Here is a 26,442-nt window from a genome sequence, read left to right as displayed (position 1 = left end):
AATAAATAATTGACTGATAATTTATACTTGTCTCCTCATTGGTTTGTTCAGAAACCCCATGATCAAGAGAAAATGCTGTCTCCGTGACCATACCTCCTGCAAAAGGAAGAGGTTGTGTGCCCTGGTTAAAGGTAAAAAAGGGCACAAGTATGGAAAATGCCAAGCTGCCCAATAAGTAGGCCCTATTGAATTGATGCATTTTTTCTTTTTCCAACAATGCCTTGTAAACCGATATCAATAAGGCAGAACATAGAATTATCTTTATGAGGTAAATTATCATTTTAGCTTCCGTTTAATTTCTTTTTCTACAATCGTTTTCAAGTCTTCCAATTCTGAAGACGTGAAATTTATGCCGGCATTGAAAAACGAGGGGCAATAGTTGCCGTTGCAGGTTTTGGATCAGGATATTTCTCAATAAAGTCTTTTGTGAGAAACTTTTGCTGGTTACAAATAAGTCCCATGAATTGTTCTTCGGTTTTTGAAAATGGAATGGCTCTATATGTTAATATTTTACTCTACAAATGTAGAATTAATTTTTAAACTAACAAACTATATCACAAGGAATTTAAAAATTATCAGTTCAATACAATAAGTTAACGCAATATTTGATTACACTGAGGCAGTAAAAAAGGGAGTTAATGCTTCCTATATCTGGCAGGTGTTTTTAGATAAATATCCTTATTTTTGAATGCCATGAATTCCTTTCTCTATGCAAAATTTTGGAAAAGCATCATTGAATAGCCTTATTTTACCAAAATTAAATGGATTAATTTTTTTTGTTTATATTTTTTTCTATGTTTGTAGAAACAAACTTCTTAGTGTAGAATGAAATTATCCAAAACCGAAGAAAAGCTAATGGAACTGATCTGGTCCAACCAGCCCATATTTATGAAAGAATTGCTGGAAATCCATCCGAAACCAAAACCTGCTCCCAGTACCATCGCCACCTTGCTCAAACGCATGCAGGAAAAAGGATATGTGGGATTCAAGCTTTATGGAAATTCCAGGCAGTACCACGCCCTGGTAGAGAAGCCCGATTATTTTTCCAGTCAGGTAAAAACCATAATCAAAGATTTCTTCTCTGACAACCCCCTTCAATTTGCCTCCTTCTTTACCAAAAAAGCAGACCTGACAACAGCGGAGTTAAAAGAATTGAAAAAACTGGTAGAGACCGAAATCGAACGCAGAAAAATATGATGGTCCTGGTCAAATTTATCGCCTGTTCGGCATTTCTAATGCTGCTTTTCCAAATCTTTTTGGCAAAGGAAAAATCATTTCAGCTAAACCGCTGGATACTGTTGGCACTTATTCCCGCCGCCATGATCATTCCTTTCCTTAATATTCCGATATTTTTGCCGCAGCAAAACCCTGTACAGATTGATTATCTTCCTATTGACCTTCCTCAATCTACCACGGTTAACCAATCCTATACAAGTCATAAAGCCCCTTTCTCACCGATACAATGGTTTCTTGTTGTTTACATCCCGGTGTTCTTCTTTCTGCTTCTAAAAAAAATAAAAGCGCTGAACCGGTTAATTAGCTGGACAAAAAATGCCTCAGTGCAGCACATTCACGGAGCATTGCTGATTTTATCAGAAAAAGTCTCATCCCCTTTTAGTTTTGGCAACTACATTTTCATGCCCCCAAATCTTTATAAAAAATGCAGTTTAGAGACTGAAATGATTCTAGCACATGAACGATACCACATGGCAAATCGGCACCATGTTGACCTTATTTGGATGGAATTACTGACGGCTTTATGCTGGTTCAACCCCGTGGTGTATTTCGTAAAAAAAGCCATGGTTCTTAACCACGAATACCTTGCTGATCAAGAAGTCCAAAAAATTGCTCATCCAACAAAGTACAAACAGCTCTTGCTTGAAGTTGCCGTCAATAACAACTTGGAAATTCTGACCAGTTCAATATCTTCCTCCGCATTAAAAAACCGATTAATCATGATGAACAAACCCTTAACCAAAAAGCGTATGCAATTGAGAATTTTCAGTTTCAGCCTATTAACCTCATTGTTTATCGCAGGTATTTCATTGGAAATTAATGCCCAGCATATACCTGTGCCTTCTACAAGCCAAAAACAAGATCAGGCCACGGATGACACCTATTTTGTGGTTGAGTCACAGCCTGAATTTAATGGTGGGATGACAGACTTTTACAGGTATGTCATAGAGAACATCGGGTATCCTTTTCGGGCACGGAGAAATGGCATTGAAGGACAGGTTGTCGTACAGTTTGTGGTGGAAAAAGACGGTTCCGTTTCCAACGTATCGGCCATGAACGAGATTGCAGGTGGCTGTGAGGAGGAAGCTGAAAGGGTGGTAAGGAATTCTCCGGATTTCAAACCGGGTATACAAGGGGGCCGCCCGGTCAGGGTACAAATGGTATTGCCCATACACTTTATCCTTGATAAGGAAAAGGTAGGTCATGACGGTCACCCTATAGGTAAAGTAATCGTTGAGGGAGTAGAGCAAAGAAACGGTAGGTTGGAAGTTGATGCCAACTATGCGGATGGTCTTTGGACGGGTAAAGTGCGAAACCCAGAGGGAAATACGCTTCCAGGGGCAACCGTCCTGATTGTGGATTCTACCAAAGGTACAGTAACGGATATAAACGGGGATTTTACGATATCTGCCAATCCATCCCAGAACCTTTTGGCCAGCTTTGTGGGATATCAGTCTGTGAAGTTACAAGGAAATTGAAATTTGGTTGTTAAAAAAATCCTACCATTTAGACAAGTGCACATATGGACATATTCCTAATCCACCATTTTAAAAAACCATAGCTGCTACTTGCACTATGCTTCTTTAAAAGCGAAATCCAATTCCGGTTATATTTAAACCACTTAGGGACTTAGCAGACATAGGGATTATTAAATTAAGAATAAGATTCCCCTTATGTATTTTAATCTCCATGTTTCATAGCCGAAACTACAACTTGCTCCTACTTACTGGCCAATAAATGATTTCCCAATAGATTTTTAGGGGTCTCTTGAAAAAAAGCTATTCCCCAAAAGCCGGCAATAAATACTCCCAAATCAGATTAAGTTCTGCCTGCATATTGGGAATATTGGCAGTAGTTACAATTACCGCATTTTTTTCAGGAAGGATCAGGATAAACTGCCCATCACGACCATCTGCCCGGTAGGAATTGTGCCGACTTTGCCATAGCTGGTAGCCATAACCCTGCAACCAATCGGAATCTTCGGCATTGATTTTCAATTCATCTCTATCGGCACCAGCGGGTAACGATGGCACTTGCGCCACAGTTGCTTCATCAAACCAGGATTCTGCCAGGAGCTGCTGGCCCTTCCATTGGCCTTTTTGAAGGTAAAAGAGGCCCAATTTGACCATATCTTCCGTCTTTACCTTAAGCCCCCAGCCTCCGATAGCAATCCCCTGAGGGCTTTCGTCCCAAATGGCTCCTGTTATTCCCAAAGGCCTGAAAAGCCTCGGTTGCAGGTAATCCAACAGCTGCTCTCCGGTTACTTTGGTAAGGATGGCAGACAACATGTAGGTTGCCAGGCTGTTATAAACAAATTGGTCCCCAGGCTTGTGCTCCATGGGAAAAGCCAAAAAAGCCCTTATCCAATCCGAATCAGTGCTGTTGCGTATTGCCCCAGTCGGATCCACATCGTGGCCTACGGTCATGGTCAGCAAATGCCGTATTTCCAGTGCCTGCAGATGGGTACTGATTTCACTGGGTAGTTTGTCCGGAAAAAAGGAAATAACCTGATCGGACACATCCAACAGCCCTTCCTGAATGGCAAAACCGATGGCGGTAGCCGTAAATGTCTTGCTGACGGAAAACATGACATGGGACTTATTGGCTGCGTTGTCTCCCAACCAATGCTCGAATACCACTTTCCCATTTCTAAGGATCATTAGGCTGTGAAGGTCCTGTTCATTTTCCTGGACCGCTTCAAGGTAGTCGGTTATCGCTATGGGATTTATCTTTTCTTTTTCCGGATCACTTCTGGGCAAAGCTTTGGCTATGGTGTTAAAATTGACCAGTTCAATCCCATTTTCGGCAACAGCTTTCTTTACCTTTTCACTGGTCCAGGTATCGGTGACCCCCTGTCTGTCTGATGCCACGTTTTCATAGCCGACATGGCTTACCCCCTGCATTTCCAAATTATCGTAGGCTGGATGGTCTACAAACTGGTAGGTCTTTCCGGCCTCCAGATTTTCCAACATGCGGATAAAAGAATCCTCCTTTTCCTGAGTTGTTCCCTTTGGCCCCTCATAGGTAGCTCGGGAAATATTCAATTCCTGCATTAAGTCAGGGCTGATCAGGAGAAGGTCATATTCCGCTGCAAGGCGGGTTACCATTTTGGCCACATCAGGGTGAAATCCGGTAGATCCCATATGGCCGGAAAGGTGGTTGATCTGAGGAACATGCTTCAGGGCCAACTCTATCTGGGCACGGAATTCCTGCTCCACCTCCCCCAACTTCCAGGGATTATCCAAAATAGCCAGTCCGGGATAATTTGGGTTAGGTCTTATCAAAGGAAGTAAATACCCGTCGTCATCCGTCAAACTGGGACAATTACTTAGGGGCCTCCACTTGACACCATCCCATTCACTGGTAATGGCCAGGTGCAGGCCGACCTCGATGCCCGTATTTTCTCTTAACAATTGCGCTGCCTCAGGAAACCAGGGAGCCACTGACATCACTTCTATGGATGTTTCGATCCCATTAACGAAGGTTTCTATGCTGGCCAAATTGGAGGAACGGGAGGAGCCCATATCGTCACCCCTGACAATGAGCCTTGGTCCTGAAAGTTCCTGGGCAGGGGAAAGAAAAGACAAAAGGGTAAAAAATAGAATGGGAAAGGTTATTTTGAATTGGCTCATGGATCGTTTTTTTTGGGAACAGGAAAATAACAAATTTTTGTTAACGACTCATTATATTCTTCAAATGTCAGGTGAAATTGGATCAAGAACCTGTTTTATTTTATAAAAGAAGGTTAACTAATAAATAGTGACAGGAATATTCTTCCGAAAAAAATCTCAGAAATTGAATAAATTTATAATTCAAAACTTTTTGGTCCACTCCAGTCCAACATTACCTAACCAAATCCTTCCATTTTGCTGGTCCAAATCTGACCCTAGTTGTATACTGCGTTCAGGACTCGGAAAGAAAAAAGAAAACTTCAAGTCTCTTCCTGTTGGTACATTTTCAAAAGGGTAGGTAAATTCGAATGTTTTGCTTTCTTTTCCTTTGATGACAGACATCCAATCCAAAGACCAAAATTGGATGGATTCGGGTTGTTCATGTTTTACTTTGTTTTGCTGATATTCCATTTCCTGTGGATCAAAAAACACAAGCCCATTGGTAAAATAATGAAACAGGGCATCTCCCATTTTATTTGGATCTAAAAAATAATAGTTTTGGCTGTCCAGGTTTCTTATTTTGATTTTAAGTTTTATCTGATTTCCCTGTCGCAAAATGGATTCGGCTTCTAAGGAAAGTCCAGCCCGGTATTTATGGTGTTTCTTTAATGCAGATTTTATTCTTGCATCCGCCCTGGGGTCTTGAATACTACTGCCGAACCCATCTGGAAAGTCGCTAAAGCTAATTCTGAATGCAAAGTCACCAAAATTATCTATTAAGCTTTGGATATGTGGCCCAACAGGCATCGCTGACGAATAAAGATCATGAATTTTGAGCGGATAAATCTCAGATCCATTTACCACAAGGTTGGCACCATGTAGTTGATCAAAATCTCCTTTAAGCCTGTTGTTTTCCTTGAGGTAAACGACATGGGTAGAAAAATCATAATAATCAATGTCGGAAAGATCAAGTACCACATTGCCCTGGTTTATCAATTTCAAATCCTCAGGTGTACCCTCGTTCCCGTCTATAGAACAAGCAGACACAAGGGCCAAAAGTAGAAAGATTGTCCGGTACCAGTTTTTCATTTTTTTTTAGGATTCTAGGCTAAAATAACTTTTTCTTTTGAAACTAAGACGTAATTTTTTTCAAAGTTGCTTAAAGAACCCTGATTAAAAGTGTCGATGACCTTTGAGGTTTCTCAAACATCAAAGGTCTTCTCCATCAATGCATACTAGTAACCCTATAAGAAATCGCTGTAAAAATAAATATTAAAAAGGTTTTATTTAAATCTTAAAATGAGGCTGATAAAAAAAACTTTGAGGTCAGAAAGATACATCAAAGGTTTACTGCCTGGTTTTGATATTCCTGCTGCAAAGGTCTATGATTACAATAATCAGGCAATGCTTGACAAAAACATACCCATTCATACAAATGGGCATTTGGCAGCCAAGGGCTGGGGGCAAAAGGAATTTTCCCTGCTCGATCCAGATAACAATTTGCTGACCTTCGGGCAAAATCTATAATGGTTCGGAGAACTAATGGTGCTGCCTTTCCTCTTCTTTAAAATTAAGCCAAACGTAACGCATCCCTTTTGCGGATCAATACCGCGGATTGCCCCAAGATGTCGATAATTACCCTTCATATTGACGCTTTTACACCCTCCACTTTAATAAACAAATGGCTAAATTTGAAAAGGTTAGCTTGTGGGGAAGAAGTTAAAAACAATACAGAAAACCACACCATGGAAAAAAAGCAGTTTACAATCGAAATCAATGCTCCCTTAGAAAAAGTATTTGATATCATGCTGGGGCTGAGCGATAAAAGCACTTATGAACAATGGACCGCACTTTTTAACCCCACTTCCACTTATGAAGGTAGCTGGGAAAAAGGGCAGAAAATCCACTTTATTGGGACAGATGACAAAGGAAACCGGGGTGGTATGGTGGCCAGAATTGCCGAAAACATTCCGAATAAATTTGTTTCCATCCAGCATTACGGGATCCTGGATGGGGACACTGAAATTACAGAAGGTCCACAGGTGGACCTGTGGGCAGGAGGGCACGAGAATTACAGGTTTGAAAAAATGGGAGAAAAAACAAGGGTGATTGTAGAAGTAGATGTTACAGATGAACATTCGGAATACTTTGACAGCACCTATCCCAAAGCTTTAAAAAAGCTGAAAAAGTTGGTGGAATCCAGTTAAAAATCAGTGATGAAGGTAGTATCCATTTTTAAAACTATATAATGAAATCAACATCCTATCGTTCCAAAAATTTTGATAGGTAATCAAAAAAGAACCTTTATGGAACTTTCCTTTTTCCAGGTCTTAGGGTCGGAGATAAAAAATGAATGTAAATAAAACTTGACATATGTAAAGTTTTATTTACATTTGTAAAGTATACTTTACAAAAAGATCATGAAAACAATGAAACTGGAACGAAACAAAAGAATAAAAAAATTAGCCGTATGGACCTGGACTTGGGTAGCCACCATGGCAATTGCCACATTCGGACCTGAATTTATCTGGGACAATCATTCATTTTTGACACCCTTTGCGATAGTAGTCAACTTTGCGAATGGCATCTTAATGATTCTGGCCAACCGGGACCTGTTCAACCATTTCGATGAACTGGAGAAAAAAATTCATCTCGAATCAATCGGCATCACACTTGGTCTGGCGGTCATTTTTGGAATGTCCTACTCCCTATTGGACACCACTAATTTGATCAAGCATGATGCTCAAATCAGCATGCTGGTCATGTTCATCGGACTTACATACCTGACCTCAATATTGATAAATAGCCGACGGTATCAATGAAGAATAAAATTAGAGAACTGCGAACCGCCGGAAATATGACGCAGGAGGATCTTGCTGAAATTATTGGTGTTTCCCGACAAACCATCAATGCGATCGAAAAGGAGAAATTCGATCCCAGCCTACCCACCGCCTTCAAGCTTTCCAAGCTCTTTAAACTCCCAATTGATCAGATCTTTTTTTTTGATGAATAAATGAGATTTACTAATGATAAACTCAAAAATGGCAATGCGATTTCCTTGCCTTTTTTTTCATTCTTAGACTATAAAGAAAGGCTCCGCATAGGTATTGGGGCGAGCGTATAGAACTTCCGCCCTGGACTCCAATTTTATCACCTGGAAAGTTGCTGGGCAAAAACCCAGTCCAGCAGACCTTCTGTTTTTTGGAAGGACTCAGAAATGATATGCCCCTCATTAGCAAATTCGGTATACCGGGGATTTCCACCGGCTTCCTTGATGGCTGAAATCATTTTTCTGGAACCTTCCACCGGAACAATACGGTCCTTGGCACCATGGAATGCCCAGATAGGCACTTCCACGATTCTATTGGCAAGCGTTGGATCGCCTCCCCCACAGATAGGTATTGCGGCAGCAAACATTTTGGGTTGGGTGCTGATGAAATGCCATGATCCATAGCCTCCCAGGGACTCCCCCATCACATAGCGCCTGGTTTCGTCAATAGGGAACTCGGTTTCCAAAGCTTTAATGGCCTCAAAAACCAAGTCATCCATAACGGGAAGATTCGGAACTACACCCCAACTCGATCCAGGAGGGCATTGGGGAACAAAAAGGAAAGAAGGATATTTCTCCCTGTTTTTGGATTTGGCCAATAACTGTGCCGTCCAGGATCCATCCACCTGGATCACATTATCCGGTCCCGACCCTGCGCCCCCATGAGGGCTACCACGATGGGATACTTCTTCTGAGGATTCAGATCCTGCGGTTTCATCAAACGGTATTTAAGCGTATCACCACTCTCATTAACATATGTTCGTGCCTCAAAAGATTCTGCCAAGCGCTGAGCCCTCTGAGGCTGCTGTACAAACCATAGAACACCATTAAAATTTTGAAATCCTACCACCAAAACCAGAAGCAACGAAATGGCACCGCCAACCCCAAAAATGCCATTAAAGGCATATTGAAGTTTGTTTTCTTCATGTTTAAACTTGAATTTATTAAACTCAGACGAAAAATTCAACAGGTAGAGTACCGGAACCAAAAGGCCGAGATGGGCTACCCATTCATGGTAGGTTTCCATGTTCGGCAGGCTGCCGGGGTATTGCAAGGACCAGGCTAAGGTGGAAAAGAGAAAAAGGTCGATCGAAAAAATTAAAAGGCCTCCCAATTTTAACCAGGGTCGCTCAGCTGCTTGAGACAATATTAGGGTTAGCCCATATATAACCCCAGATCCTGCCAAAATTAAAAGAGTCACAGGTAAAAAACTGGAGGTTTCCCTTGACCATAACATCTGGAATACAACTAAGCCATAGGCAAAAGTGGTCAGGGTAACCAAGGAAAAGGAAAAAAACGAATAGCGGTATCTTTTATGATAAAAGTACTTCAGCAAAATGATAGAATAAAAAATTAAAATGCCATTCAAAAGCAAAAACCAGTAAATAAAAGATTCAAGACTGTATATTTTTATACCGATTTGAAAATAAAAATAGCCCTGAATTAGCCCTGCCAATAGTAGAAGACCACAGAAAAATAGGGCAATTTGATAAAATGTCCGGTTCATACTGAGCTCAATTAGGCGTGAAACAAATGGAAAATGTCAACTAAAATATAAAAAATAAATAAAAAAGCAAAGTGAAGCCTTTATATCTATAAGTCACCAGTCATCAAATTTTGCCCGTAAGCGAACATTAATGTTCCTTTTGCAAAAGGCAGTTTTTTGAAACAAAAGGGAATGATGTAGCTTTCCATTTTCTTTAAGGTTTTTGACTTCTCATTTTGAATGAGAATTTTCAGCGGAATCATCAATAGGAAGAACGGACCGCATCTATTTTGATGGCATGTACCATTTTGGCCAATTACTTCGCCTGTCTTGGATTATATGGCATGGTAAGTTTGGTGACTTTGCCTATCGCAATGCTGACGGTAAGTTTTCAATCCATAAAAACGGCTTTGATGAATCTGGAAAATAGCCTGAGAAGTGAAGGGATTTTTTATGAAAATAATTGGTAATACCATTAAAATAAAAGATAAGGCGAGGTAAAGCAGTTCCATTTTTAATTCCAGGAAAATAAGCAGTACTAGAATTCCTCTAATAGACTCACTACGCCGAATTACCCGTCGATGCCTCCATTTTCCAAATATTCCGCAACTGCCTCAAAATCGCTCAGGTCAATTCTTGCGTTGGACATCTGAGCAGTTACATTTCCACTGATAATGATATACTTGATGCGATTGGTGGGAACTTCCCAATCACGGATATTTGGCATGGACCCATCCATGTTTCTGGTAAAATAAAAATACAGCGTAAAGGTACCCGGGCTATAGGCACTGGAATAATTGCCTGAATAAATTTGGTTGAGATGCCTGTAGGTATATGGAAGACTCGTCCATTGGCTGGGATTGAAAGCCAAACCAACCGGAACTTCAATGTATGCCAATACCAAACCATTGTCAATGATATCCTCTGTAATGTCCGGATCTTCAATTTTGGCTACCTTGGCAGGAAAAAAGAAAAGGGTATTGTTACTGTGTTTTGCCGATAAATAATCGTCTTCGTAGTTCGAATTAGCGACTGAAATGGTTTTAACCAATACATTGGCATTGCCATCCTCCCCTGGAGCTCCTGGTTCCCCCTTTTCTCCTTGCTCTCCCTGAGGGCCTTGTTCTCCTTGCTCTCCTTGAGGACCTTCTTCTCCCTGCTCTCCCTGAAGACCTTGCTCCCCTTGAGGACCTGGATCCCCCTGCGGGCCTTCGGGACCTTCAAACAAACTGCAACCAGCAAAAAGAAATACAAGTAGAAACCTTAGCAATGATTTTTTGGAGAAAACAATGATATTCAACATAAGTCTGGGAGTTATTTTGAGATGCTACATTTTGCAAGAAGAGTAATTGACTTATAATTTATAAATAAAATTCCTAATATAATAAAATTAACTGCGGTAAATTACTTGCATATAAAATTATATTTACCATAAACTAAACCTAAAAAAAATAATTCTATCAGCATTTGATTTAATTTAAAATCAAATGACTCCGGATTTTTATAGCCCGTAGGATATAAAATGGTGAAAATATATTGTTGACTAAGCTGTTTTTAACGTTTGGGCGAAAGTAGTGCAATGGTCGTCCCCCTTTACTAAATTTGGATTCCCTATTTTAACCTCTCAGAAAGAGTGAAACCTACTTTTTGCAAGACCCATCAAGCCGGTAGCCTTGATCGAGAATCCGGTGAGTATCGATGCTGGCACCCCATTCGGACCAATAATCTTGTGATTTCATAACCCATCTGTCCTATCAAATTTTTAACTTATTTCTCCAAACTATAAAATATGTTAAAAAATTTCTTTAACATTTAGTTTCTATGGATATTGGGTGATGTATTTATTTATGGAATTTAATTTATAATACCATGTTCAAAAAACTACATTTATTACTTTTCATAGGTTGTTTTATCGTTAGCCTGCATTCTTCAGCTCAAATAAGGTTAGAAGTATATGGAGGGCCTTCCCTTTCCTATATGGATTTTGAAACAAGCCCTTCTAATATCCAGCCCCAAAACGAACCTTACAACCAATTATGTTATCACCTTGGTTTGGGAGCCCTTACCCGTTTATCAGACCATTGGCAACTCGTTACCCAGGCGGAATTATTTGTCAGGTCCATGGCAGTGAGGAATTCCGGGGATTTTGGAACTGGTGGGTTTACCTATCTGGGTCCTACCAACTATGAAATGCCCACTTTTGCTTTAGGAGCCAGGTACACTATTGAAAAAGAAAAATATGGCTTTTATTTGCAGCCATCCGTTGGCTTCACACTACTTCCCCAGGAGATCAGAAACCCAAATACCGCTTTTAACGAACTTCATGACAACTTTAACAGGGATGTAAACCAAGTAAACCCTTACGGTTTAGGGCTCAGGCTTGAGGCAGGTATAAAAAGGTATACCAGAAACAAAAACTACTTTACGGTGGGTATCAGGCACCAACAGGGTCTAAGGGTAACAGATGAAATGGTGCAAACTACTTCCAGGCCCGGTGAACCTGAGGTAAGGGTAGCTGGCAGCAGCAGGAGTTCGTACACCGGCCTGTTTATAGGCTTTGGGCTAAATACCGACAATTGGAAAAAATAAGGCACTTTTTGAAATCAACAATTAATTATTATAGACTAATTTACATTTTTGCGGAGCGTACACGAAAAAACCGTCGAGGTCCCGATGACCTCAACGGTTACAGACATTGACCGTTGGGGTTTCCAAAACCCCGACGGTCTCCTCGCCGAACGGACACGTATCAAAACCCTCGAGGTCTCAAAAACCTCAAGGGTTACAGGAGCTCGTATACCAGCCTGTTGATAGGCTTTGGGCTAAATACTGACAATTCGAAAAAATTAGGCTTCTTTAATAATCGACCATTAGCCAATAAAGACCAATTTACATTTTTAACCCTCTGTAAATTTTAAAATAGCCAGCCGTTAAGCCCCAAAATCAAGGTATTTTTTCAGTATTTTTTTTAAATGTAAATGAACGGCATAAAAAAGCTAACTTTTTAATCCTTTTTCAAAATGAAATTAATTTTTACAACAAAATACTGGACCCAATTAGCCCTTTAACAGGAGATAATATTAATTTTTTGTTAAATAATAGTTACAAATAATACCTCGGCTTCGATTACTCAGTACAATGACTTATTGGCAGCTAGCATAAAACCCACCAATAGGTTTTGTAAAAACCAGACCATGGTACCTGGAGGGGTACGGTGAAAACCCTACATAACAGAGTAGCCAATTAACCTAAATTTTATCATCATGATTACTTTAGAAAAATTCATGTCTGAATTGAAAGGAGAAAACATCAATGAAATCGTAGCCGCAGGTAGCAGTGCCAGCTCTATGAGTGGTGAAAGCTCCGTAAGCTCTGAAAGTTCATTGAGCTCTGTGAGCTCTGAAAGTTCTTCCAGTTCTTAATCCAAGCTAAGCAAAGATGGCCTGGCAGGTTGATCCTAGCCGGGTCATCTTTCTTTCCCAATGCGGAGTGTCAAAATTATACTCCTGGAAACCAACTACATCAAAACAGCCGCAAAATGGAAAAATACCGAATTTCAAAAAGCTTGCATATCATTTCCCCTATGGACTACAATCGGGAACTGTGTCCTGTACGCTTCAAAGAAAATCATCATGTAATCACTGCAGGCCATCTAAAAAAAGGTTTTTTAATCAATTCCAGTGTCAGGTATTTCCTTGAGAAATTTAGTTCAGCTAAAACGTTGGACGAGGTGGTTGATGAGATTGCAGGGGAACTGGGAACGGAGAAAAACAACTTAATGGCACATTGTGAAACCATTTTTAAAATTTTTAAGAAAAGAAGCTTCTTAGTGAGTGAAAAGGCAGGCGAGAATCCACAGCCCAGGCTACCCTATTTTCAGGCAGGTGATACGTTAGGGATTTTTGACATCCTTCATTTAATATCCAATAAAAAATTTGTGGACCTCTATAAAGTTCGCAAAAACGGGGGATTTCAAACCTATGTCATTAAATTATTAAGTAGCAAAAAGACAGAAAACCCAAAACAATTTCAAAAAGAACTCGCCCAATTCAAGCATGAATACAATTTGTTATGCAAAGGTGAAAGGGTAGAAAGCCTGTGCAGGGCTTATCATTTTGACCAGGCAAGCGATGAATATGCCTATATCGTCATGGAATGGATAGAAGGAGAAAGTTTGCCCAGGTTTTTAAGGCACCATCCCCTATTGACAGAAAGTGAGGCCTATGAATTGATATTTGAAATTTTAAAGGGATTTGCCCTACTACATTCGGCCAAAATAATACATGGGGACATTCATCCCTCGAATATAATGGTGGGTGAAAAGCAAAATGTAAAAATCATCGACCTGGGTCTGGCCCTTACCCATGATCACCTGGCCTCCGAAACCGTAAAAAAGGGCGGCGTAATGTACTACATGCCTCCCGAACGAATCAATACCACAACCATAAACAAATTCACCAAATTCCCTGATTTCTATTCGGATATCTATCAATTAGGCCTGGTCATGTATTTTATTTTTTTTAGAAATGAACCCTTTAAGGGATTTATATGGGAGGATTTGTCTCATAGCATAAAAAACGACGAGTTCATTGTTCCGGATAAAACCGTTTGGAATGGTAAAACAAACCCTGCATTGAAAAATATCATTTCCCGGTGTGTTTCCAAAAATCCTGAAAAAAGGTACCAGGATGCGGGGGATTTATTGGCCAGTTTTAAGCAAACAGCAATCGTAAAGACAGGACAAGAAAAAAAATACTATGCGTAGTGTGAATGAACAACAACTTAAGCACAACGATTGTGGCATCAGCGCGGCAAAGATTATTTACAATCTGCACCACATTCCTGTAGGAAGGGAATACATTGAAGATAATATTTTCATCTCAGAAACGGGTTCCAGCCTTCACGACATCAAGGATTTCTTTTCAAATCAATCTTTTGATGTAAAATTCAACCTGCTTGATGTCAACAGCCTTAAATTTGATGCTCAAAAGATCAAAGACGCTACGCCCTGCATCCTATCCATTAAAAACAGGAAAGGATTACATTTTGTGGTAATCCAGGGCTTAAAAAATAAAAAGCTAAAAATTCTGGATCCTGCAGACGGACAAAGCTACCTGTGGTCATTTTCTGAATTGATGCACCGTGCCCATTATGCCAGTGTCAATTATGATTTTGTGAATAATCATGACCTTATCGAACAAATAGTTTCCCAGGAACTGGAACCTTATGGCATCTCTGTGGAAGAGGTCGAGGAGATGGACAAGGACACCATAATCAATAAACTGACTTACTTTTCTTATCTGAAAAAGAATTTTGGGTTTGCCAATGAACGTGCTGAAAAGGATTTTCTGGCAGATTTACTTTTCCATCAGGACCTGAGCATGTTGCCCAAGCAGTTCCGGGCAATGAAAATCAAATCTTCAAAAATCAGGTTAAAAGTACCTGTGGTCCTCACCATTAAAAAGGGGGCTGGGGTGCAGATTTCAACAGAAGCAAAAGCCACCGACGAACGATCTAAAAATCCCTATCTCCGGCTATTTAAGGAAATGAAACCTTTCCACAGACTATGGAGTATTTATATTGCTACTGCGATCTTAGTTTCATTTTTCACCCAGTTTACCCTGTTCAAAAGTCAGGTTTTGATCGACCATGTGCTCCCGGACAAGGACCTGAACCTGCTACTGTTTTTTGCATTTGGTTTGATGTTTTTCAAGATTTTTAACCTGATGATCGGCATTTATAAAAAATACATTGCCATTCACTTGGGAAATATTTTCGATAATTATTTTCTGACTTCTTTTGCAGAGAAGCTGAATATGCTACCCATCCGCTATATCCAGACTTTTAGCCGTGGAGATCTTACCGAACGGATCAAAGACAGCCTCAAGTTGAAGTCATTCTTTATAAAATTTTTTACAAGAATATTGATTGACGCTTTTGTCAGTATAGCCGCTTTGGCACTGATGTTTGCCATACACTGGAAGGTCACCCTCATAGTAGTGGCTGTATTGGTTATCTTTATCATATGGTTTTACTTAATCACCCCCCATATCAGGTCTAACGAAAACCGGCGTTTTTTCGAAAAATCAAATTTATTTTCCGCACTTTTTGAAAATATTGATGGGCTTCAGGTCATCAAATCATTCAGGATGGAAACGGCATTTTTACAAAGGCTGATACCGAAGATTAAACAAATACTGGCGATTCAAAAAAGGGTGAGGTATGTCGCCCTGTTAAACTCGGGAGTGATTCATATGGTGATTGCCATAGCTTCCGCCATGATCATGCTATTTTTATCCAGAAGTGCCATTATATACCAGGACATCACAGCGGGTCAGATCATCACCTATATTGCATTTTCTTCACAAGTCTTTTCAGCAGTAAGGGGCATTTTGGACGAAAGCCTGGACATTCAGGAAAATGAGATCATCCTTCGCAGGTATTTTGATTTTAGTAAGGCAGGCCAACCGGAACCTAAATCCATCCACCAAAAAATCAAAATTGATCAGATAGAATCCATTGAATTTCAACAAGTAGGATTCAGTTACCTGCCTCACAAACCGATTTTTAGTGACCTGAATATTAAGATTTTCAAGGGGGAGAAAATTCATATGGAGGGTCGCAATGGAACCGGCAAAAGTACCTTCTGTAAGGTGCTATCGCTGCTTTATCCACCGGAATCAGGTGAGATTTTCCTGAATGGAGAGAAATTTTCCTTTTACCAACAAGGATCTATTCGTAAGAAAATCCTGCTGGTAAGCAATGAAGACATCCTTTTCAATGACACCCTGGGCTATAATATGGCTTTTCAATACGACATCCATACAAGCAAGGTGCTGGAATTGGCAAAAGAACTGGGATTTTATGAGTTCATTTCAGAGAAAACGGAGGGTCTGGATTTTATTATCAATGAGCAGGGTCGAAACTTATCTACCGGTCAGCGGAAGAAAATATTGCTCATGCGGGCTTTTTTATCCAAAGCAGAATTGATCATTTTGGATGAAACCCTATCCGGTATTGACCGGGAATCCAGAGAAAAAATTGAGAACTACATCAATAAAGAGGAAAACCGTTCCTTTATCATTATTTCCCATGAGCCACTGGAACATGTTGGATTTACCAAAAAACTGATCGTAAAAAATGGAAGTATCGAACAACTACAGTTACAGTATCAGGGAGCATAAATTTACCCTTTGGTTTTTCAGAAGTCTTATTTTCATTACCCTCATGGTTTTGGTTTTGTTCTTCACCATCAAAATCAATGAGTCGGTTACCATTAGCGAGGGTGAAATCATTGCAGATAACCCTCAGAAAGATCTGAAAGCACCATTTGATGGACAATTGCAAGCCATTCTGACCAGAGAAGGGCAGTCTGTAGATGCAGGAGATACCCTGGTCATCATTATAAACCGGGAATTGGAAGCCCAAAAAAACCAAATAGAAAATGAACTCGCCTACCTGAAAGCCAGGGCCAAAACCATCTCGGAATTGAGGTCCAGCTTGAGAACAAAGTTAAATACCTATGCCAGCAGCACCCGGATTTCTTCACAAAAACTAGCATTGGACACCCAACTTCTGGAACGACACATGGAGATGACAGCCTATCAGTCTGAACTGATGAACAGCCGTTTACAATCCGCCAAAGAAAAGTATGAAGGGGATTCTATCTTGTACCATAAAAACATGTTAAGCAAATATGAATTCAATGATGCCAGGGACAGCTACCTGTCACTGAAAGAAAGCATCGTGCAACTTGAAGACGAAAGCATGACCTACGGCGGAGAAAAACAGTTGGCAAGAAACGCCTATGAGAAAATGGAAAACGAGCTGATACTTGGAAAATTGGAGCTGGAAGAAAACCTTAACACGCTACACCAAACCGAAATAGAATTGGATAACCAAATCAAACAAGCGGAGGCCACCTATACACAGCTCACAAAAGACCTCGCCTTGCAATACATTACTGCCAGCGAAAAAGGGACAGTCAATTTCCTATTTAACACCAAGCTTTCCAGTAACCTGATCCTGAAAGGAGACCTTTTGGTAAGCATCGCCCCGGAAACCTCCAACTATTACGCAAAAGTATCTGTCCCCGAAAAAGAACTCCCCTTTCTAGAAAAAGGCTTGAGGGCCAGGCTAAAATTGGATGCATTTAACCAATATGACTTTGGAACGATGGAAGGCACACTGGATTTTATTGCGGAAAGGAAAGAAAACGAACTATACTATGCACATATCAAACTCCCCGAAAATAACGACCTGACCCTTAGGCCGGGATATGCAGTAAGGGGTGAAATCATCCTCAACAGGATGTCCATTTACCAGGTATTTATCAAGAAAATATTCAATAAAATCGACGGCTCATGAATGTAAAAAAAACGATCCTGACAATTTTATGGATAGGCCCTCTGATCCTGCAGGTCCAGGGACAAACGGTTCTTTCCCTGGAAGACTGCTTCAGGATAGGCATCAATCAAAACCTGAACCTTCAAAAAATGCATCATGATGTCCGAATTCAGGAAATTGAAAAATCGACAGCTCAATATCAACTGTTACCTTCTTTGACCTATGACATGAATCATTATTTTTCTTTTGGAAAAAACATTGATCCTGTGACCAATTCCTTTGCATTTGAGCAATTTAGCGGAGGGGAAATGGGGCTTAGTTTACGCATGACCCTATTCTCAGGTTTCAAAAACCTACTTGCCATCAAAGAACAGGAATTCGGTGTTCAGGAAACCCAATACGCCAAAAAATCAGCTGAACTGGAATTGCTCACTAAATTGACTCAATTGTATGCGGATCAAATCTTGCTGGAAGAGCAAATAAAAGTGATTCAAAACAATATTAGTACCCTGGAAAATGAATTGGAGATCATCTATGAAAAGATCAAAATAGGAAGACTTTCGGAATACGAAGCCTACACTTTCGAAGCCAGGGTTAGTACGGAGAAAGCGGAATTCATAAAAGTAAAGAATGAATCGACATTGGTTTTGCAGCAAATCAGGGAATTGTTAAATCTAAGCTATGACACCGATTTTACCCTGGCACCTGTGGATACGGCTGAAGTGGAAAAAATTTACTTCAAACCCATTTATAGGGAAGAAATCCTCCGGCATGTAGGTCAGCACCATCCGGAATTACAACAGGCAAAGGCACAAAACCAAGTAACTGAAATGATATTAAAAGGTGCCAATCGCAGTTTTTTTCCAACCTTACGCATAGGAGGTAGTGTTTTTTCCAATTACAACGTAAATTTAGGAAACGATCAGAATGGGGAACTTATATTGCCCAGGCAAATACAAAATAATCTGGGGCAATACCTGAGCTTTAATCTCAGCATACCGGTTTTCACTCAAATGGGAAATGCCAATCAGGTGAAACAGGAAAAAATCAAATTGCATAACAGCAAATTAGCATTGGCGGAGACAGAGAACGCCATCACCTCTGTTACCCTTCAACTGATCAATGACTTTGACACTTCCAGAGAACTGTATAAAATCACCCGCGAAGCCTGGGAAAAAAACAAATTGTCCTACGCCCTACAGGAAGAAAAATACAGGCTGGGGAAAATCAGTTCGGTGGAACTCCTGACAGCCAGAGATATCCTGAACCAATCCAATGCTGCTTTTTTACAATCAAAATTAACCTTGTACTTCAGCAACGTACTATTAGAATTAATCGATGAAATTTAAACCTTTATACACCTCAATCGATTTGCTACCAGCCGTTTCCTTCAGCGAAATTGGGGAAAAGCAAAATAATGAGGATTACCTTTTCCCCAATGAAGAGTGCCTTTCCGGTGAATTCCAGACCTTTATTTGTTGTGACGGGGTTGGAGGTGCTCCTTCCGGAGAAATCGCCTCCAAGATTGCCTGCCATTCCATGGCCGAATACTTTAACCATCACCCCAATACCATTCACGATGCTCGGTTCATGCAAACTGCCGTTGCATTTGCGAGGGAAAAAATGATGGCCTATGAAAACAAGCAGCCCGAAAGTAAAGGGATGAAAACCACCTTGACCACCGTTAGTTTTCATCAGGCCGGAGCAACTCTTGCCTGGATGGGGGACTCGAGAATTTTTCAGGTCAGGGATGGTGAAATCCTTTACCAAACCTGGGACCATTCCTATGTAAACAGATTGGTAGAGCAAGGTCTTCTAACCGTAGAAGAAACCCGTAACCACCCTAAGAGAAACGTTATTACCAAAACCTTGGGAACAGCGAAATCAGAGCGAATTCCTGAAGTGAAAATGATTAGCGATATCCGAAAAGATGATTACTTTTTGCTCTGTACTGACGGCTTATTGGAAAGGATCACCGATAAGCACATAAGTAAATGGCTTGTAAAAAAAGAGGAGCCAGAAAGGATCAAAGAAAAAATCCTGGACCATTGCATGGGTCAAACCCATGATAATTTTTCCATGATCCTGATAAAAATCAAAAGTGCAAATAGCAATCAAGGTTAAAAATATCCATTTATCCCCTTACCACTTCCAAACGCCAATTCCATTGAGCACCTATCCCTCCATCTGCCCCAATCAGCAAATAGGATATTCCTTAGCAAGGATACTATCCTTTCATTGATAGCATTGTAAAATAGAAATTAATCCGCCGCCTGATATTCCAGCCGGTAAATTTTCCCATCAAACCCACAAATTAACAGTTCATTGGACGGATCCAATCCAAATGCGGCGACAGGAAACGGAGCCAGCATTAATTCGGTATTGGTGGGATTACTCCTATCCGTAACGTCCAGTGCCCAGATCTTCCCGGAAATAAAATCGGCATAAATATACCTTCCTGCCAGATCCGGCAGGGCCGAACCCCTATACACATAGCCACCTGTAACAGAACCGTCTCCCTCACTGTGGTCATAGGCCCACACCGGCAGCTCCAGTCCCTCCGTTTCACAGGCGGATGCAGGCTCAAAGCATTCAAAACCCTCCATGGTATTCCAGCCGTAATTCCCGCCATTCTCAATCAGGCTGATTTCTTCGTAACGGTTCTGTCCTACATCTGCCGCCCATAGCAGGTTGGATTCCGTATCAAAACTAAATTTCCAAACATTTCTCAAACCATAAGCAAAAATTTCTTCCCTAAAGCCTTCCCCGTTTCCAACAAATGGATTGTCTTCCGGTATGGCATAATTTAAATCTCCTGCCTGTGCATCTACGTCAATCCTCAGCAGGGATCCCAGCAAGGTTTCCCGGTTTTGACCATTGCCCTGTGGATCTCCCCCGGAACCTCCATCTCCCACGGCTATATACAGGTACCCTTCGGGACCAAAAGCAAGCTTGCCCCCATTGTGATTGGTAAACGGTTGCTCGATTTCCAACAGTACCGTTTCACTTTGCGCATCGGCCTTGTCCGGATCGGAAGGCGAAACCCTAAATCTGGAAATTACCGTTCGTGCCGGATTGGAAGCGGTGTAATTGACATAAAAAAACCCATTGTCGGCATATTCCGGATGAAAGGCAAGCCCCAATAAGCCTTCTTCGTTTCCGGAATCATTCACCTGGTTCACCAAGTTTAAAAAGGTACCTTTCTCTTCGGCCTCTGCTTGGTTAGGGAAAACGGAAATAACCCCCCTTTGCTCTACCACAAATATCCTGTCGCTATCATCCCCGGCATGTAGGATTTCCAGCGGTCGGTTGAATGGAAGGTTGGGAAAAGCTTCAACCAATTGTAGGGTTTCATTTTCTATAGGTTCCGGATCAGGATTTTCCTGAACACAACCATTGATTAAAAACAAGCTGATTATCAGAAACCAGTACAAGAAAAAACCTTTCATGGGTAGGAGATTTAGATACGTACGATCTGTGTTGTCGCAAAGAATATGCCACGAACCCAAAGGCTTGCTGTTCAAATCAGGAATAGACCGGACCAATTTCAACTACTGACATCACCCATGATCCTGCATTAAAATTCAAAAAAATCAACCTGATTCAGTGTCCAATCACAATCAACATAGGGTATCCTAAAGAGCCATTTGTTGGATTGGTAGGATAGCACAGCAAAACCTCAACCACCCCTCACCTGTTTGAGAAATCTCTTTTAAACCAACTAAATAAGCTTGGAGTAAAGCCCAGAAAGGCAAAGCTGAATATACCAGTACGTTTCTTCCTGCCATTTAACCTTTGTCTCGCAAGCTTATAATGATTTAGAATAAGTATCGCTGTTACTTTTCTCTGTCCCAATTAAATACAATAGCTTTGAAGGTCCGGATTTTATTTTCCCAACCTTCCAATCATATTTTTGGCTTTCATTTAATTCACCAATGAGTTTGTTCATTTCCTTTAAGGAATATGTCCTTAAAGATGAGACTATCCCATCCCAAAGGACAAATATTGGAACTATTGGAAGCAAATAAGTGAAAATTAATCTTCCCAATTTAAAAGGCCGGATAAAAGGGGTTGTCAGTAAAACCGTAATAGGAGAAAACAACATGGCCAATAGACTTGGAAAACTCCTCTCTTGTGCTTCAAATATGGCAATGCCACTTCTGGAGTCAACTGCGTTTTGCAATATTAATTTGGCATCATTTGGTTTGAAATGATGAAATGAAAGAAATTGCGTCCTAAGCCCTTTGAATTCAGAGGGAACATTTCTTGCATCGACTGATTTTAGTTCGTATTCAATATTATCTGCCAGTTTCCTGGTGTATTCAAATGCAGCTAAATTTGGATAATAGTCAGTGAGTTTAATTTCAAGTTTTGGTATTCTTTCCTTAAGTTCTCTGTTAAGTGCTAATAGTCCACCGCCACCACCTGAAGCCAGGTCAATAATGGTCTCTGTTTGGCTTTTTTTTAAAGTCTCCACAAGCAGGGGAACAATAGGTTTGTACATTCCTGTCTTGTTAGAGAGGAATTGCAAAAAGTCCGTCCCATAGTCCCTCAAAAAACCGGGAAACCAACCCTGGTCTTCAAACTCAAACAAGTGTATTCGTCCCATCAGTTGCCCTTGCCATTTATCCGATCCGAAGATCAGCCTCCTCTGAGGTTTTTTTGGCGCTTTCAGAAGTCCAATATATTTTCTAATAAGTTGAAAAATCAGCCCCCTAAAACTGAAAGTACGGCCATTTCCTATTCCTGTAGAAAAAAAGAAATATGCCGACCTCCAAAGCGAAAGCCGACATAATCATCCTTCTTTATTCAATATCTAAACTTAAGGTCATTCGATAACCATAGAAAGGGTTATTTCATGGCCATGGTCTCGTCTTCCTGGTAAAATACCCGCCATATTTTTCCGCTTACCGAGTCAGAAATCAATACCGTTCCATCCGGAGCCTGGGCGATACCAGTAGGTCTGTGCTTGGCATCACTGGGGGCCTCTATGGTTTCTACTCCCGCAAACCCTTCTGCAAAAGCTTCATGTGTTCCGGTTGGCGCACCATTTTCAAACGGCACAGCAGCCACAAAATATCCCTTCTGCTCCAGAGGCGCCCGGTTCCAGGACCCGTGGAAGGCTACCAGAGCAGTGCCTTTGTACGTTTCCGGCAACTGATCACCGGTATAAAATAGCAGGTCATTGGGTGCCCAATGGGCAGGGAAGGTCATTACAGGCCCTTCGGTACCTTCGCAGCGCTCGGCTTGCTCCCGGTCGCCCCCGTATTCCGGAGCCGTCACCCTTTTGTCCTGAGAAGGATCATAATAGCAATACGGCCAGCCAAAATTGGCACCATCACTTAAGCGGAACATTTCTTCCGCTGGCTGCTCGGCACTTTCCTCCTCGGTATACATATCAGGGAAGAGGCCGTGCAACATGTCGCGCCCATGCTGAACCACATATACGTGGCCATCTGCAGCATTATAGTCCAGTGCCACGGCATTTCGTATACCCGTAGAAAAGCGGTAACCGTGTTCCAGTTGCGTTTGTCCCGTTTCTTCGGCATCAAAGCGCCAAATGCCGCCGTGCCGCTCTAATAGCGGGCAAGGATCCATTGCGGGGGATCCCTGGGTACGGTCTTGCTCCTGGCAGGCATTGGAAGGTGCGCCGACATTGACGTACATGTGGCCCTGCTCGTCAAAGGTAAATGGCTTCACCGCATGGGAAGTTTGCACGGGCAGACCGGAAACAATCGTATCGGGTGCGGTGGCGTTATCCGGAATCAGGTTGTCTCCCGAAAAGGTAAACCGGAACACCGTGCTGTCGTTTGAAGCGTAAAGGTTACCCTTATAAAAGGCCATCCCGGTACCACCAAAATCGCCAAAGTATTGGATGTCGTCTGCCCGGCCATCGCCGTCTGTATCCCGAAGGGCAACAATTCCACCTTCTTCGGTAGCCTCGCGCAGGTTCATGTATATGTCGCCATTTTCATTCACGGCCAAGTGCCGGCCCCTTCCCAGGTCCTCCGCTACTACGTAGGCCTGTAGTCCGGAACCTAAATTCAATCCCCCCTGGTCTTCATCAGCCGTAAAGTAAGGGGATGGGGTTTCCGTTTCTTCGGTTGGACTGCCGCAGGCAGCCATTACCATCACTGCAATCAAGCAGGTGTAAAAGCTTTGGGTATAATTCATGGTTTTTATTGGTTTTCGGTTTGGAATGAACTTAAATATACAGCTAATACCCCTTAACCACAAATATTATTCCTTTTCCTGGTCAATTTTGGGGCTGACTGGACCATACCAATAGCTTAGCTGACAATAAAGGAAATTACAGGATAATAAAAACGGGAGACTTTGAACCGGTGCATCCTGTCTGAATCAATTCGCCAACAAGCAAACAACTTGTTCCAAAACCAACTTTTTTCTTCAGGATTTAGATTGGGTAGTAAAAAACGGACCAGATTGGGGGCTATTCGCCAAAAACTTCAATTTGGATGCCATAAATTTTTAAACCTTTGACAATTGTCTTATATTTAAAGACAAACGTCGATACTATGATTTCCAAAGAACAAAAGAATTATTCAGCTGATTCAACGAGTATTGTCAGTGAATTGCGGGATTTACTTTCAAAAGTGGCCAATGTCAAGCCGGAAACTCTAGCTGAAGGGTTGACTTATTCAGAGTTTTTTGAAAATAAAATGTTAATCATTCGTGTAATCAGACAGGGTTTACCTTACACCTTATTTAGTAAAATAAAGGATATCACCCCTTTTACCGAAGAGGATTGGGCGGAATATTTGAACGTATCTAAAAAAACCTTACACAGACACAGCAATGAGACGGACTATTTTTTTAAACCGATACATACAGAGAAAATTATTGAATTAGCTGAAGTTACCCATTTGGGAAATGAAGTGTTTGATACCTCAGAACAATTTTATCTTTGGCTAAACACCCCCTCCTACGCGTTAGGCAATTTAAAACCAGCTGAATTGCTAAAGGATTCCTATGGGAAAGAGATGGTAATGGCAGAATTGAATCGAATTGACCAGGGTATTTTTGCCTAATGCGGGTTTTTAGACTATCGAAAAAGAAATATGCTACCACCTTAAGTGGCAAAGGAGCTTCAAAATCAGGAAACAGATGGAATTCAATAGGAACTGAAATGATTTATACTGCCGAAAGCAGGGCCCTGGCCATGGCTGAAGTGGCCGTGCATGTAACATTGGCTACTTTGCCGAGTGACTATACAATGATTGAAATCGAAATTCCAGATACCCTAAAAATAAAGGAAATTAGCATACAGGACCTTCCTGACAATTGGAATCACCATCCACCCAACCGCAGCACACAGAAAATTGGGGATGAATTTATTGATTCTGACGAATGCCTATTAAAAGTCCCTTCCGCGGTAGTACAGGGAGATTTCAATATTTTAATAAACCCTTATCCTAAGGAATTTAAAAAAATCAAAATTATCAGCGTAGTCGCCTTTCCATTTGATAAAAGGATATTTGAATAAAGGCTAAAGAAGGCTTTCGTTTTACGTATAGGACTTGTGGCGGTTTTCGGAGAACCTTCCTGTCCAACGAGACCAAATTTAATTAAAAGCACAAACCACGAATTTAACACTTTCCCCGCCATAAGTTATATACGCTATTGGCAGCATGCTATTTATTCAAAGTGTATTTTCATTCCTTCGTGAGTTGCTTTAAACCCTAAGTCCTCATAGAATTTAATCGCTTTCGGTCGTTTTTTGTCAGTCGTTAATTGTAGTAAATGAGCATTCCGTTCTTTTACTCTATTTATAGCCCATTTAAGCATTGCTTTTCCAATTCCGCGTCCTCTTTGGTCTTTCTTTATTCTTACGGCTTCTATCTGCGCTCCAATTCCACCCCGATAAGCCAGATACTGAATAAAGGACAATTGTAACGTTCCGATAATTTCAGCATTTTCGTTTTCAACAATAATGAGTTCTTGATTTCCGTCAGTGGTTATTTTTTCAAAAGCGTTAAGGTATTCGGATGGTAATGGAACCTGAAAATTTTCTCTGGTTCTTCCAACCTCATCATCAGCAATCATTTCCACAATTATTGAAATATCATTTTTTGTCGCTTTTCTAAAGTTCATTATTAGTTCTGTTTTTTTTGCTTGGTGCCAAAATCTGTGTAAACTATATTTTGAGCCTAGTTGCGTGTTTACGGACTATGTCCACTACCCGACTCCTGGTTTTAAATGAACAAATTAAGAATTTCGTAGAAGGAATCACGCGTGAACGGGTGTTTTTTTGATACCGACTACACGCTATTGCTACTTGGTAACGATACCTATTGGCTATTCCGGTAGAGACAATCGATTCCCAGGTTTTGGTTTTTTCTGGGAAAAGTATCCTAACCAGGTCTTTCACGCCAAGACCACCGTGAAGGCGCGGCAAACACAGTACCGTTCGTTCCTTTTTTTAACATTCAGTGGAAAGTCAGTTGGATTGACCTGATAAAATCATTGCGCTGTCAGGGTTTAATAATACTAAATTTTTCATTAAAAAGCCTAAAAAAACAACCAAAATCCCTTCGCAAAAACTAAACAGGCAGCAGCGCACGAAACCCCGCCAAAAGCCAAGCACAAAAAGCCAACCGCCAAACCGACATTTTCACAAAAATTTAATCCCATCGTCTCCCATTCCCCTACCAAATCCAGTATCTTTAATTCTTAAATTAGCTCAATCACCCTGC

Annotated in this window: 25 protein-coding genes and 1 pseudogene; 17 read left to right on the top strand and 9 right to left on the bottom strand. The window is 41.0% G+C overall.

All coding sequences use genetic code 11. The features are described 5' to 3' along the window. The first annotated feature begins 825 nt into the window (after nucleotides 1-825). From GL182_RS19905 to GL182_RS24345, 3 genes and pseudogenes are all read left to right on the top strand, one after another. Nucleotides 826-1,197: a BlaI/MecI/CopY family transcriptional regulator gene (locus tag GL182_RS19905; protein ID WP_163381544.1), complete on the top strand. Its 372-nt coding sequence runs from the start codon at nucleotides 826-828 to the stop codon at nucleotides 1,195-1,197. After that, nucleotides 1,194-1,946, top strand: a pseudogene (locus GL182_RS24525) (M56 family metallopeptidase); the annotation flags it as partial. The gene GL182_RS19905 and the pseudogene GL182_RS24525, both read left to right, overlap by 4 nt. 9 nt (nucleotides 1,947-1,955) lie before the next feature. After that, on the top strand, nucleotides 1,956-2,714 hold the full coding sequence (locus tag GL182_RS24345) for an energy transducer TonB (RefSeq protein ID WP_240469902.1): 759 nt from the start codon (nucleotides 1,956-1,958) through the stop codon (nucleotides 2,712-2,714). A gap of 300 nt (nucleotides 2,715-3,014) precedes the next feature. Here GL182_RS24345 and GL182_RS19895 read toward each other — a convergent pair whose 3' ends face one another. Further along, nucleotides 3,015-4,868 carry a ChbG/HpnK family deacetylase gene (locus GL182_RS19895; protein ID WP_163381542.1) on the bottom strand — a complete coding sequence of 618 codons (1,854 nt, stop codon included), beginning with the start codon at nucleotides 4,866-4,868 and terminating at the stop codon, nucleotides 3,015-3,017. A gap of 180 nt (nucleotides 4,869-5,048) precedes the next feature. Then, nucleotides 5,049-5,936, bottom strand: a complete 888-nt coding sequence (locus GL182_RS19890; RefSeq protein ID WP_163381541.1) for a hypothetical protein — start codon at nucleotides 5,934-5,936, stop codon at nucleotides 5,049-5,051. A gap of 210 nt (nucleotides 5,937-6,146) precedes the next feature. Here GL182_RS19890 and GL182_RS24160 point away from each other — a divergent pair, with 210 nt between their 5' ends. The 4 genes from GL182_RS24160 to GL182_RS19870 all read left to right on the top strand — a co-directional run bounded on the left by GL182_RS24160 (nucleotide 6,147) and on the right by GL182_RS19870 (nucleotide 7,860). Continuing rightward, nucleotides 6,147-6,374: a hypothetical protein gene (locus GL182_RS24160; RefSeq protein WP_205603694.1), complete on the top strand. Its 228-nt coding sequence runs from the start codon at nucleotides 6,147-6,149 to the stop codon at nucleotides 6,372-6,374. Between the two features lie 164 nt (nucleotides 6,375-6,538). After that, nucleotides 6,539-7,054 carry an SRPBCC family protein gene (locus GL182_RS19880; RefSeq protein ID WP_240469901.1) on the top strand — a complete coding sequence of 172 codons (516 nt, stop codon included), beginning with the start codon at nucleotides 6,539-6,541 and terminating at the stop codon, nucleotides 7,052-7,054. 213 nt (nucleotides 7,055-7,267) lie between these two features. After that, on the top strand, nucleotides 7,268-7,669 hold the full coding sequence (locus tag GL182_RS19875; RefSeq protein ID WP_163381540.1) for a hypothetical protein: 402 nt from the start codon (nucleotides 7,268-7,270) through the stop codon (nucleotides 7,667-7,669). Next, nucleotides 7,666-7,860, top strand: a complete 195-nt coding sequence (locus tag GL182_RS19870; RefSeq protein ID WP_163381539.1) for a helix-turn-helix transcriptional regulator — start codon at nucleotides 7,666-7,668, stop codon at nucleotides 7,858-7,860. The genes GL182_RS19875 and GL182_RS19870 overlap by 4 nt, the downstream gene beginning before the upstream one ends. A 137-nt stretch (nucleotides 7,861-7,997) precedes the next feature. Here GL182_RS19870 and GL182_RS19865 read toward each other — a convergent pair whose 3' ends face one another. Together GL182_RS19865 and GL182_RS19860 are read right to left on the bottom strand one after the other, a co-directional pair. After that, complete coding sequence (locus GL182_RS19865) at nucleotides 7,998-8,522, bottom strand: dienelactone hydrolase family protein (protein WP_163381538.1); 525 nt, start codon at nucleotides 8,520-8,522, stop codon at nucleotides 7,998-8,000. Between the two features lie 5 nt (nucleotides 8,523-8,527). Beyond that, nucleotides 8,528-8,923 carry a hypothetical protein gene (locus GL182_RS19860; RefSeq protein ID WP_163381537.1) on the bottom strand — a complete coding sequence of 132 codons (396 nt, stop codon included), beginning with the start codon at nucleotides 8,921-8,923 and terminating at the stop codon, nucleotides 8,528-8,530. A gap of 752 nt (nucleotides 8,924-9,675) precedes the next feature. Here GL182_RS19860 and GL182_RS19855 point away from each other — a divergent pair. Next, entirely contained in the window at nucleotides 9,676-9,852 is a 177-nt protein-coding gene (locus GL182_RS19855) for a hypothetical protein (protein WP_163381536.1), read from the top strand. Nucleotides 9,853-9,953: 101 nt separating this feature from the next. Here GL182_RS19855 and GL182_RS19850 read toward each other — a convergent pair whose 3' ends face one another. Next, a complete protein-coding gene (locus tag GL182_RS19850) occupies nucleotides 9,954-10,685 on the bottom strand; it encodes a collagen-like protein (protein WP_163381535.1) in 732 nt (243 codons plus the stop codon). 566 nt (nucleotides 10,686-11,251) lie between these two features. Between GL182_RS19850 and GL182_RS19845 the strand changes: the two genes are divergently transcribed. From GL182_RS19845 to GL182_RS19815, 7 genes are all read left to right on the top strand, one after another. Beyond that, nucleotides 11,252-11,971, top strand: a complete 720-nt coding sequence (locus GL182_RS19845; RefSeq protein ID WP_163381534.1) for an outer membrane beta-barrel protein — start codon at nucleotides 11,252-11,254, stop codon at nucleotides 11,969-11,971. 674 nt (nucleotides 11,972-12,645) lie between these two features. Next, nucleotides 12,646-12,804 carry a hypothetical protein gene (locus GL182_RS19840; RefSeq protein ID WP_163381533.1) on the top strand — a complete coding sequence of 53 codons (159 nt, stop codon included), beginning with the start codon at nucleotides 12,646-12,648 and terminating at the stop codon, nucleotides 12,802-12,804. A gap of 116 nt (nucleotides 12,805-12,920) precedes the next feature. Then, nucleotides 12,921-14,147, top strand: coding sequence for a serine/threonine protein kinase (locus GL182_RS19835; RefSeq protein WP_163381532.1), 1,227 nt, complete (start codon nucleotides 12,921-12,923; stop codon nucleotides 14,145-14,147). Next, a complete protein-coding gene (locus GL182_RS19830; protein WP_163381531.1) occupies nucleotides 14,140-16,566 on the top strand; it encodes an ABC transporter transmembrane domain-containing protein in 2,427 nt (808 codons plus the stop codon). Before GL182_RS19835 ends, GL182_RS19830 begins: the two co-directional genes overlap by 8 nt. Further along, nucleotides 16,523-17,749: an HlyD family secretion protein gene (locus GL182_RS19825; RefSeq protein ID WP_163381530.1), complete on the top strand. Its 1,227-nt coding sequence runs from the start codon at nucleotides 16,523-16,525 to the stop codon at nucleotides 17,747-17,749. Before GL182_RS19830 ends, GL182_RS19825 begins: the two co-directional genes overlap by 44 nt. Continuing rightward, the gene (locus tag GL182_RS19820; RefSeq protein ID WP_163381529.1) at nucleotides 17,746-19,077 is read left to right on the top strand and encodes a TolC family protein; all 1,332 of its coding nucleotides are present in this window, start codon (nucleotides 17,746-17,748) and stop codon (nucleotides 19,075-19,077) included. Before GL182_RS19825 ends, GL182_RS19820 begins: the two co-directional genes overlap by 4 nt. After that, entirely contained in the window at nucleotides 19,067-19,852 is a 786-nt protein-coding gene (locus GL182_RS19815; RefSeq protein WP_163381528.1) for a PP2C family protein-serine/threonine phosphatase, read from the top strand. Before GL182_RS19820 ends, GL182_RS19815 begins: the two co-directional genes overlap by 11 nt. Nucleotides 19,853-19,989: 137 nt before the next feature. On the opposite strand, the gene GL182_RS19810 is transcribed toward GL182_RS19815, so the two are convergent. The 3 genes from GL182_RS19810 to GL182_RS19800 form a co-directional block, all read right to left on the bottom strand. Next, entirely contained in the window at nucleotides 19,990-21,177 is a 1,188-nt protein-coding gene (locus GL182_RS19810) for a PQQ-dependent sugar dehydrogenase (protein WP_163381527.1), read from the bottom strand. Nucleotides 21,178-21,536: 359 nt separating this feature from the next. Beyond that, on the bottom strand, nucleotides 21,537-22,337 hold the full coding sequence (locus GL182_RS19805) for a hypothetical protein (RefSeq protein ID WP_163381526.1): 801 nt from the start codon (nucleotides 22,335-22,337) through the stop codon (nucleotides 21,537-21,539). A gap of 242 nt (nucleotides 22,338-22,579) precedes the next feature. Continuing rightward, the gene (locus GL182_RS19800) at nucleotides 22,580-23,902 is read right to left on the bottom strand and encodes a PQQ-dependent sugar dehydrogenase (protein WP_163381525.1); all 1,323 of its coding nucleotides are present in this window, start codon (nucleotides 23,900-23,902) and stop codon (nucleotides 22,580-22,582) included. Between the two features lie 323 nt (nucleotides 23,903-24,225). Between GL182_RS19800 and GL182_RS19795 the strand changes: the two genes are divergently transcribed. Continuing rightward, on the top strand, nucleotides 24,226-24,777 hold the full coding sequence (locus GL182_RS19795; protein ID WP_205603693.1) for an antitoxin Xre/MbcA/ParS toxin-binding domain-containing protein: 552 nt from the start codon (nucleotides 24,226-24,228) through the stop codon (nucleotides 24,775-24,777). Next, the gene (locus tag GL182_RS19790; RefSeq protein WP_163381524.1) at nucleotides 24,777-25,232 is read left to right on the top strand and encodes an RES family NAD+ phosphorylase; all 456 of its coding nucleotides are present in this window, start codon (nucleotides 24,777-24,779) and stop codon (nucleotides 25,230-25,232) included. The genes GL182_RS19795 and GL182_RS19790 overlap by 1 nt, the downstream gene beginning before the upstream one ends. A gap of 152 nt (nucleotides 25,233-25,384) precedes the next feature. Here the strand turns inward: GL182_RS19790 and GL182_RS19785 are convergent, their stop codons facing one another. Continuing rightward, nucleotides 25,385-25,840: a GNAT family N-acetyltransferase gene (locus tag GL182_RS19785; RefSeq protein ID WP_163381523.1), complete on the bottom strand. Its 456-nt coding sequence runs from the start codon at nucleotides 25,838-25,840 to the stop codon at nucleotides 25,385-25,387. Nucleotides 25,841-26,442 lie beyond the last annotated feature (602 nt).

The sequence above is a fragment of the Cyclobacterium sp. SYSU L10401 genome (assembly GCF_010993705.1).
GTDB lineage: Bacteria > Bacteroidota > Bacteroidia > Cytophagales > Cyclobacteriaceae > Cyclobacterium.
The sequence above is the reverse complement of the archived record's forward strand: the minus strand, read 5'-3'. Positions and strand labels throughout refer to the sequence as shown.

What these genes read in the sequence shown, in the direction of transcription:
- GL182_RS19905 (WP_163381544.1), top strand. Translation starts at nt 826, where the DNA reads ATGAAATTATCCAAAACCGAAGAAAAGCTAATGGAACTGATCTGGTCC.
- GL182_RS24345 (WP_240469902.1), top strand. Translation starts at nt 1,956, where the DNA reads ATGATGAACAAACCCTTAACCAAAAAGCGTATGCAATTGAGAATTTTC.
- GL182_RS19895 (WP_163381542.1), bottom strand. Translation starts at nt 4,868, where the DNA reads ATGAGCCAATTCAAAATAACCTTTCCCATTCTATTTTTTACCCTTTTG.
- GL182_RS19890 (WP_163381541.1), bottom strand. Translation starts at nt 5,936, where the DNA reads ATGAAAAACTGGTACCGGACAATCTTTCTACTTTTGGCCCTTGTGTCT.
- GL182_RS24160 (WP_205603694.1), top strand. Translation starts at nt 6,147, where the DNA reads ATGAGGCTGATAAAAAAAACTTTGAGGTCAGAAAGATACATCAAAGGT.
- GL182_RS19875 (WP_163381540.1), top strand. Translation starts at nt 7,268, where the DNA reads ATGAAAACAATGAAACTGGAACGAAACAAAAGAATAAAAAAATTAGCC.
- GL182_RS19870 (WP_163381539.1), top strand. Translation starts at nt 7,666, where the DNA reads ATGAAGAATAAAATTAGAGAACTGCGAACCGCCGGAAATATGACGCAG.
- GL182_RS19860 (WP_163381537.1), bottom strand. Translation starts at nt 8,923, where the DNA reads ATGGAAACCTACCATGAATGGGTAGCCCATCTCGGCCTTTTGGTTCCG.
- GL182_RS19855 (WP_163381536.1), top strand. Translation starts at nt 9,676, where the DNA reads ATGGCATGTACCATTTTGGCCAATTACTTCGCCTGTCTTGGATTATAT.
- GL182_RS19850 (WP_163381535.1), bottom strand. Translation starts at nt 10,685, where the DNA reads ATGTTGAATATCATTGTTTTCTCCAAAAAATCATTGCTAAGGTTTCTA.
- GL182_RS19845 (WP_163381534.1), top strand. Translation starts at nt 11,252, where the DNA reads ATGTTCAAAAAACTACATTTATTACTTTTCATAGGTTGTTTTATCGTT.
- GL182_RS19840 (WP_163381533.1), top strand. Translation starts at nt 12,646, where the DNA reads ATGATTACTTTAGAAAAATTCATGTCTGAATTGAAAGGAGAAAACATC.
- GL182_RS19835 (WP_163381532.1), top strand. Translation starts at nt 12,921, where the DNA reads ATGGAAAAATACCGAATTTCAAAAAGCTTGCATATCATTTCCCCTATG.
- GL182_RS19830 (WP_163381531.1), top strand. Translation starts at nt 14,140, where the DNA reads ATGCGTAGTGTGAATGAACAACAACTTAAGCACAACGATTGTGGCATC.
- GL182_RS19825 (WP_163381530.1), top strand. Translation starts at nt 16,523, where the DNA reads ATGGAAGTATCGAACAACTACAGTTACAGTATCAGGGAGCATAAATTT.
- GL182_RS19820 (WP_163381529.1), top strand. Translation starts at nt 17,746, where the DNA reads ATGAATGTAAAAAAAACGATCCTGACAATTTTATGGATAGGCCCTCTG.
- GL182_RS19815 (WP_163381528.1), top strand. Translation starts at nt 19,067, where the DNA reads ATGAAATTTAAACCTTTATACACCTCAATCGATTTGCTACCAGCCGTT.
- GL182_RS19810 (WP_163381527.1), bottom strand. Translation starts at nt 21,177, where the DNA reads ATGAAAGGTTTTTTCTTGTACTGGTTTCTGATAATCAGCTTGTTTTTA.
- GL182_RS19805 (WP_163381526.1), bottom strand. Translation starts at nt 22,337, where the DNA reads ATGGGACGAATACACTTGTTTGAGTTTGAAGACCAGGGTTGGTTTCCC.
- GL182_RS19800 (WP_163381525.1), bottom strand. Translation starts at nt 23,902, where the DNA reads ATGAATTATACCCAAAGCTTTTACACCTGCTTGATTGCAGTGATGGTA.
- GL182_RS19790 (WP_163381524.1), top strand. Translation starts at nt 24,777, where the DNA reads ATGCGGGTTTTTAGACTATCGAAAAAGAAATATGCTACCACCTTAAGT.
- GL182_RS19785 (WP_163381523.1), bottom strand. Translation starts at nt 25,840, where the DNA reads ATGAACTTTAGAAAAGCGACAAAAAATGATATTTCAATAATTGTGGAA.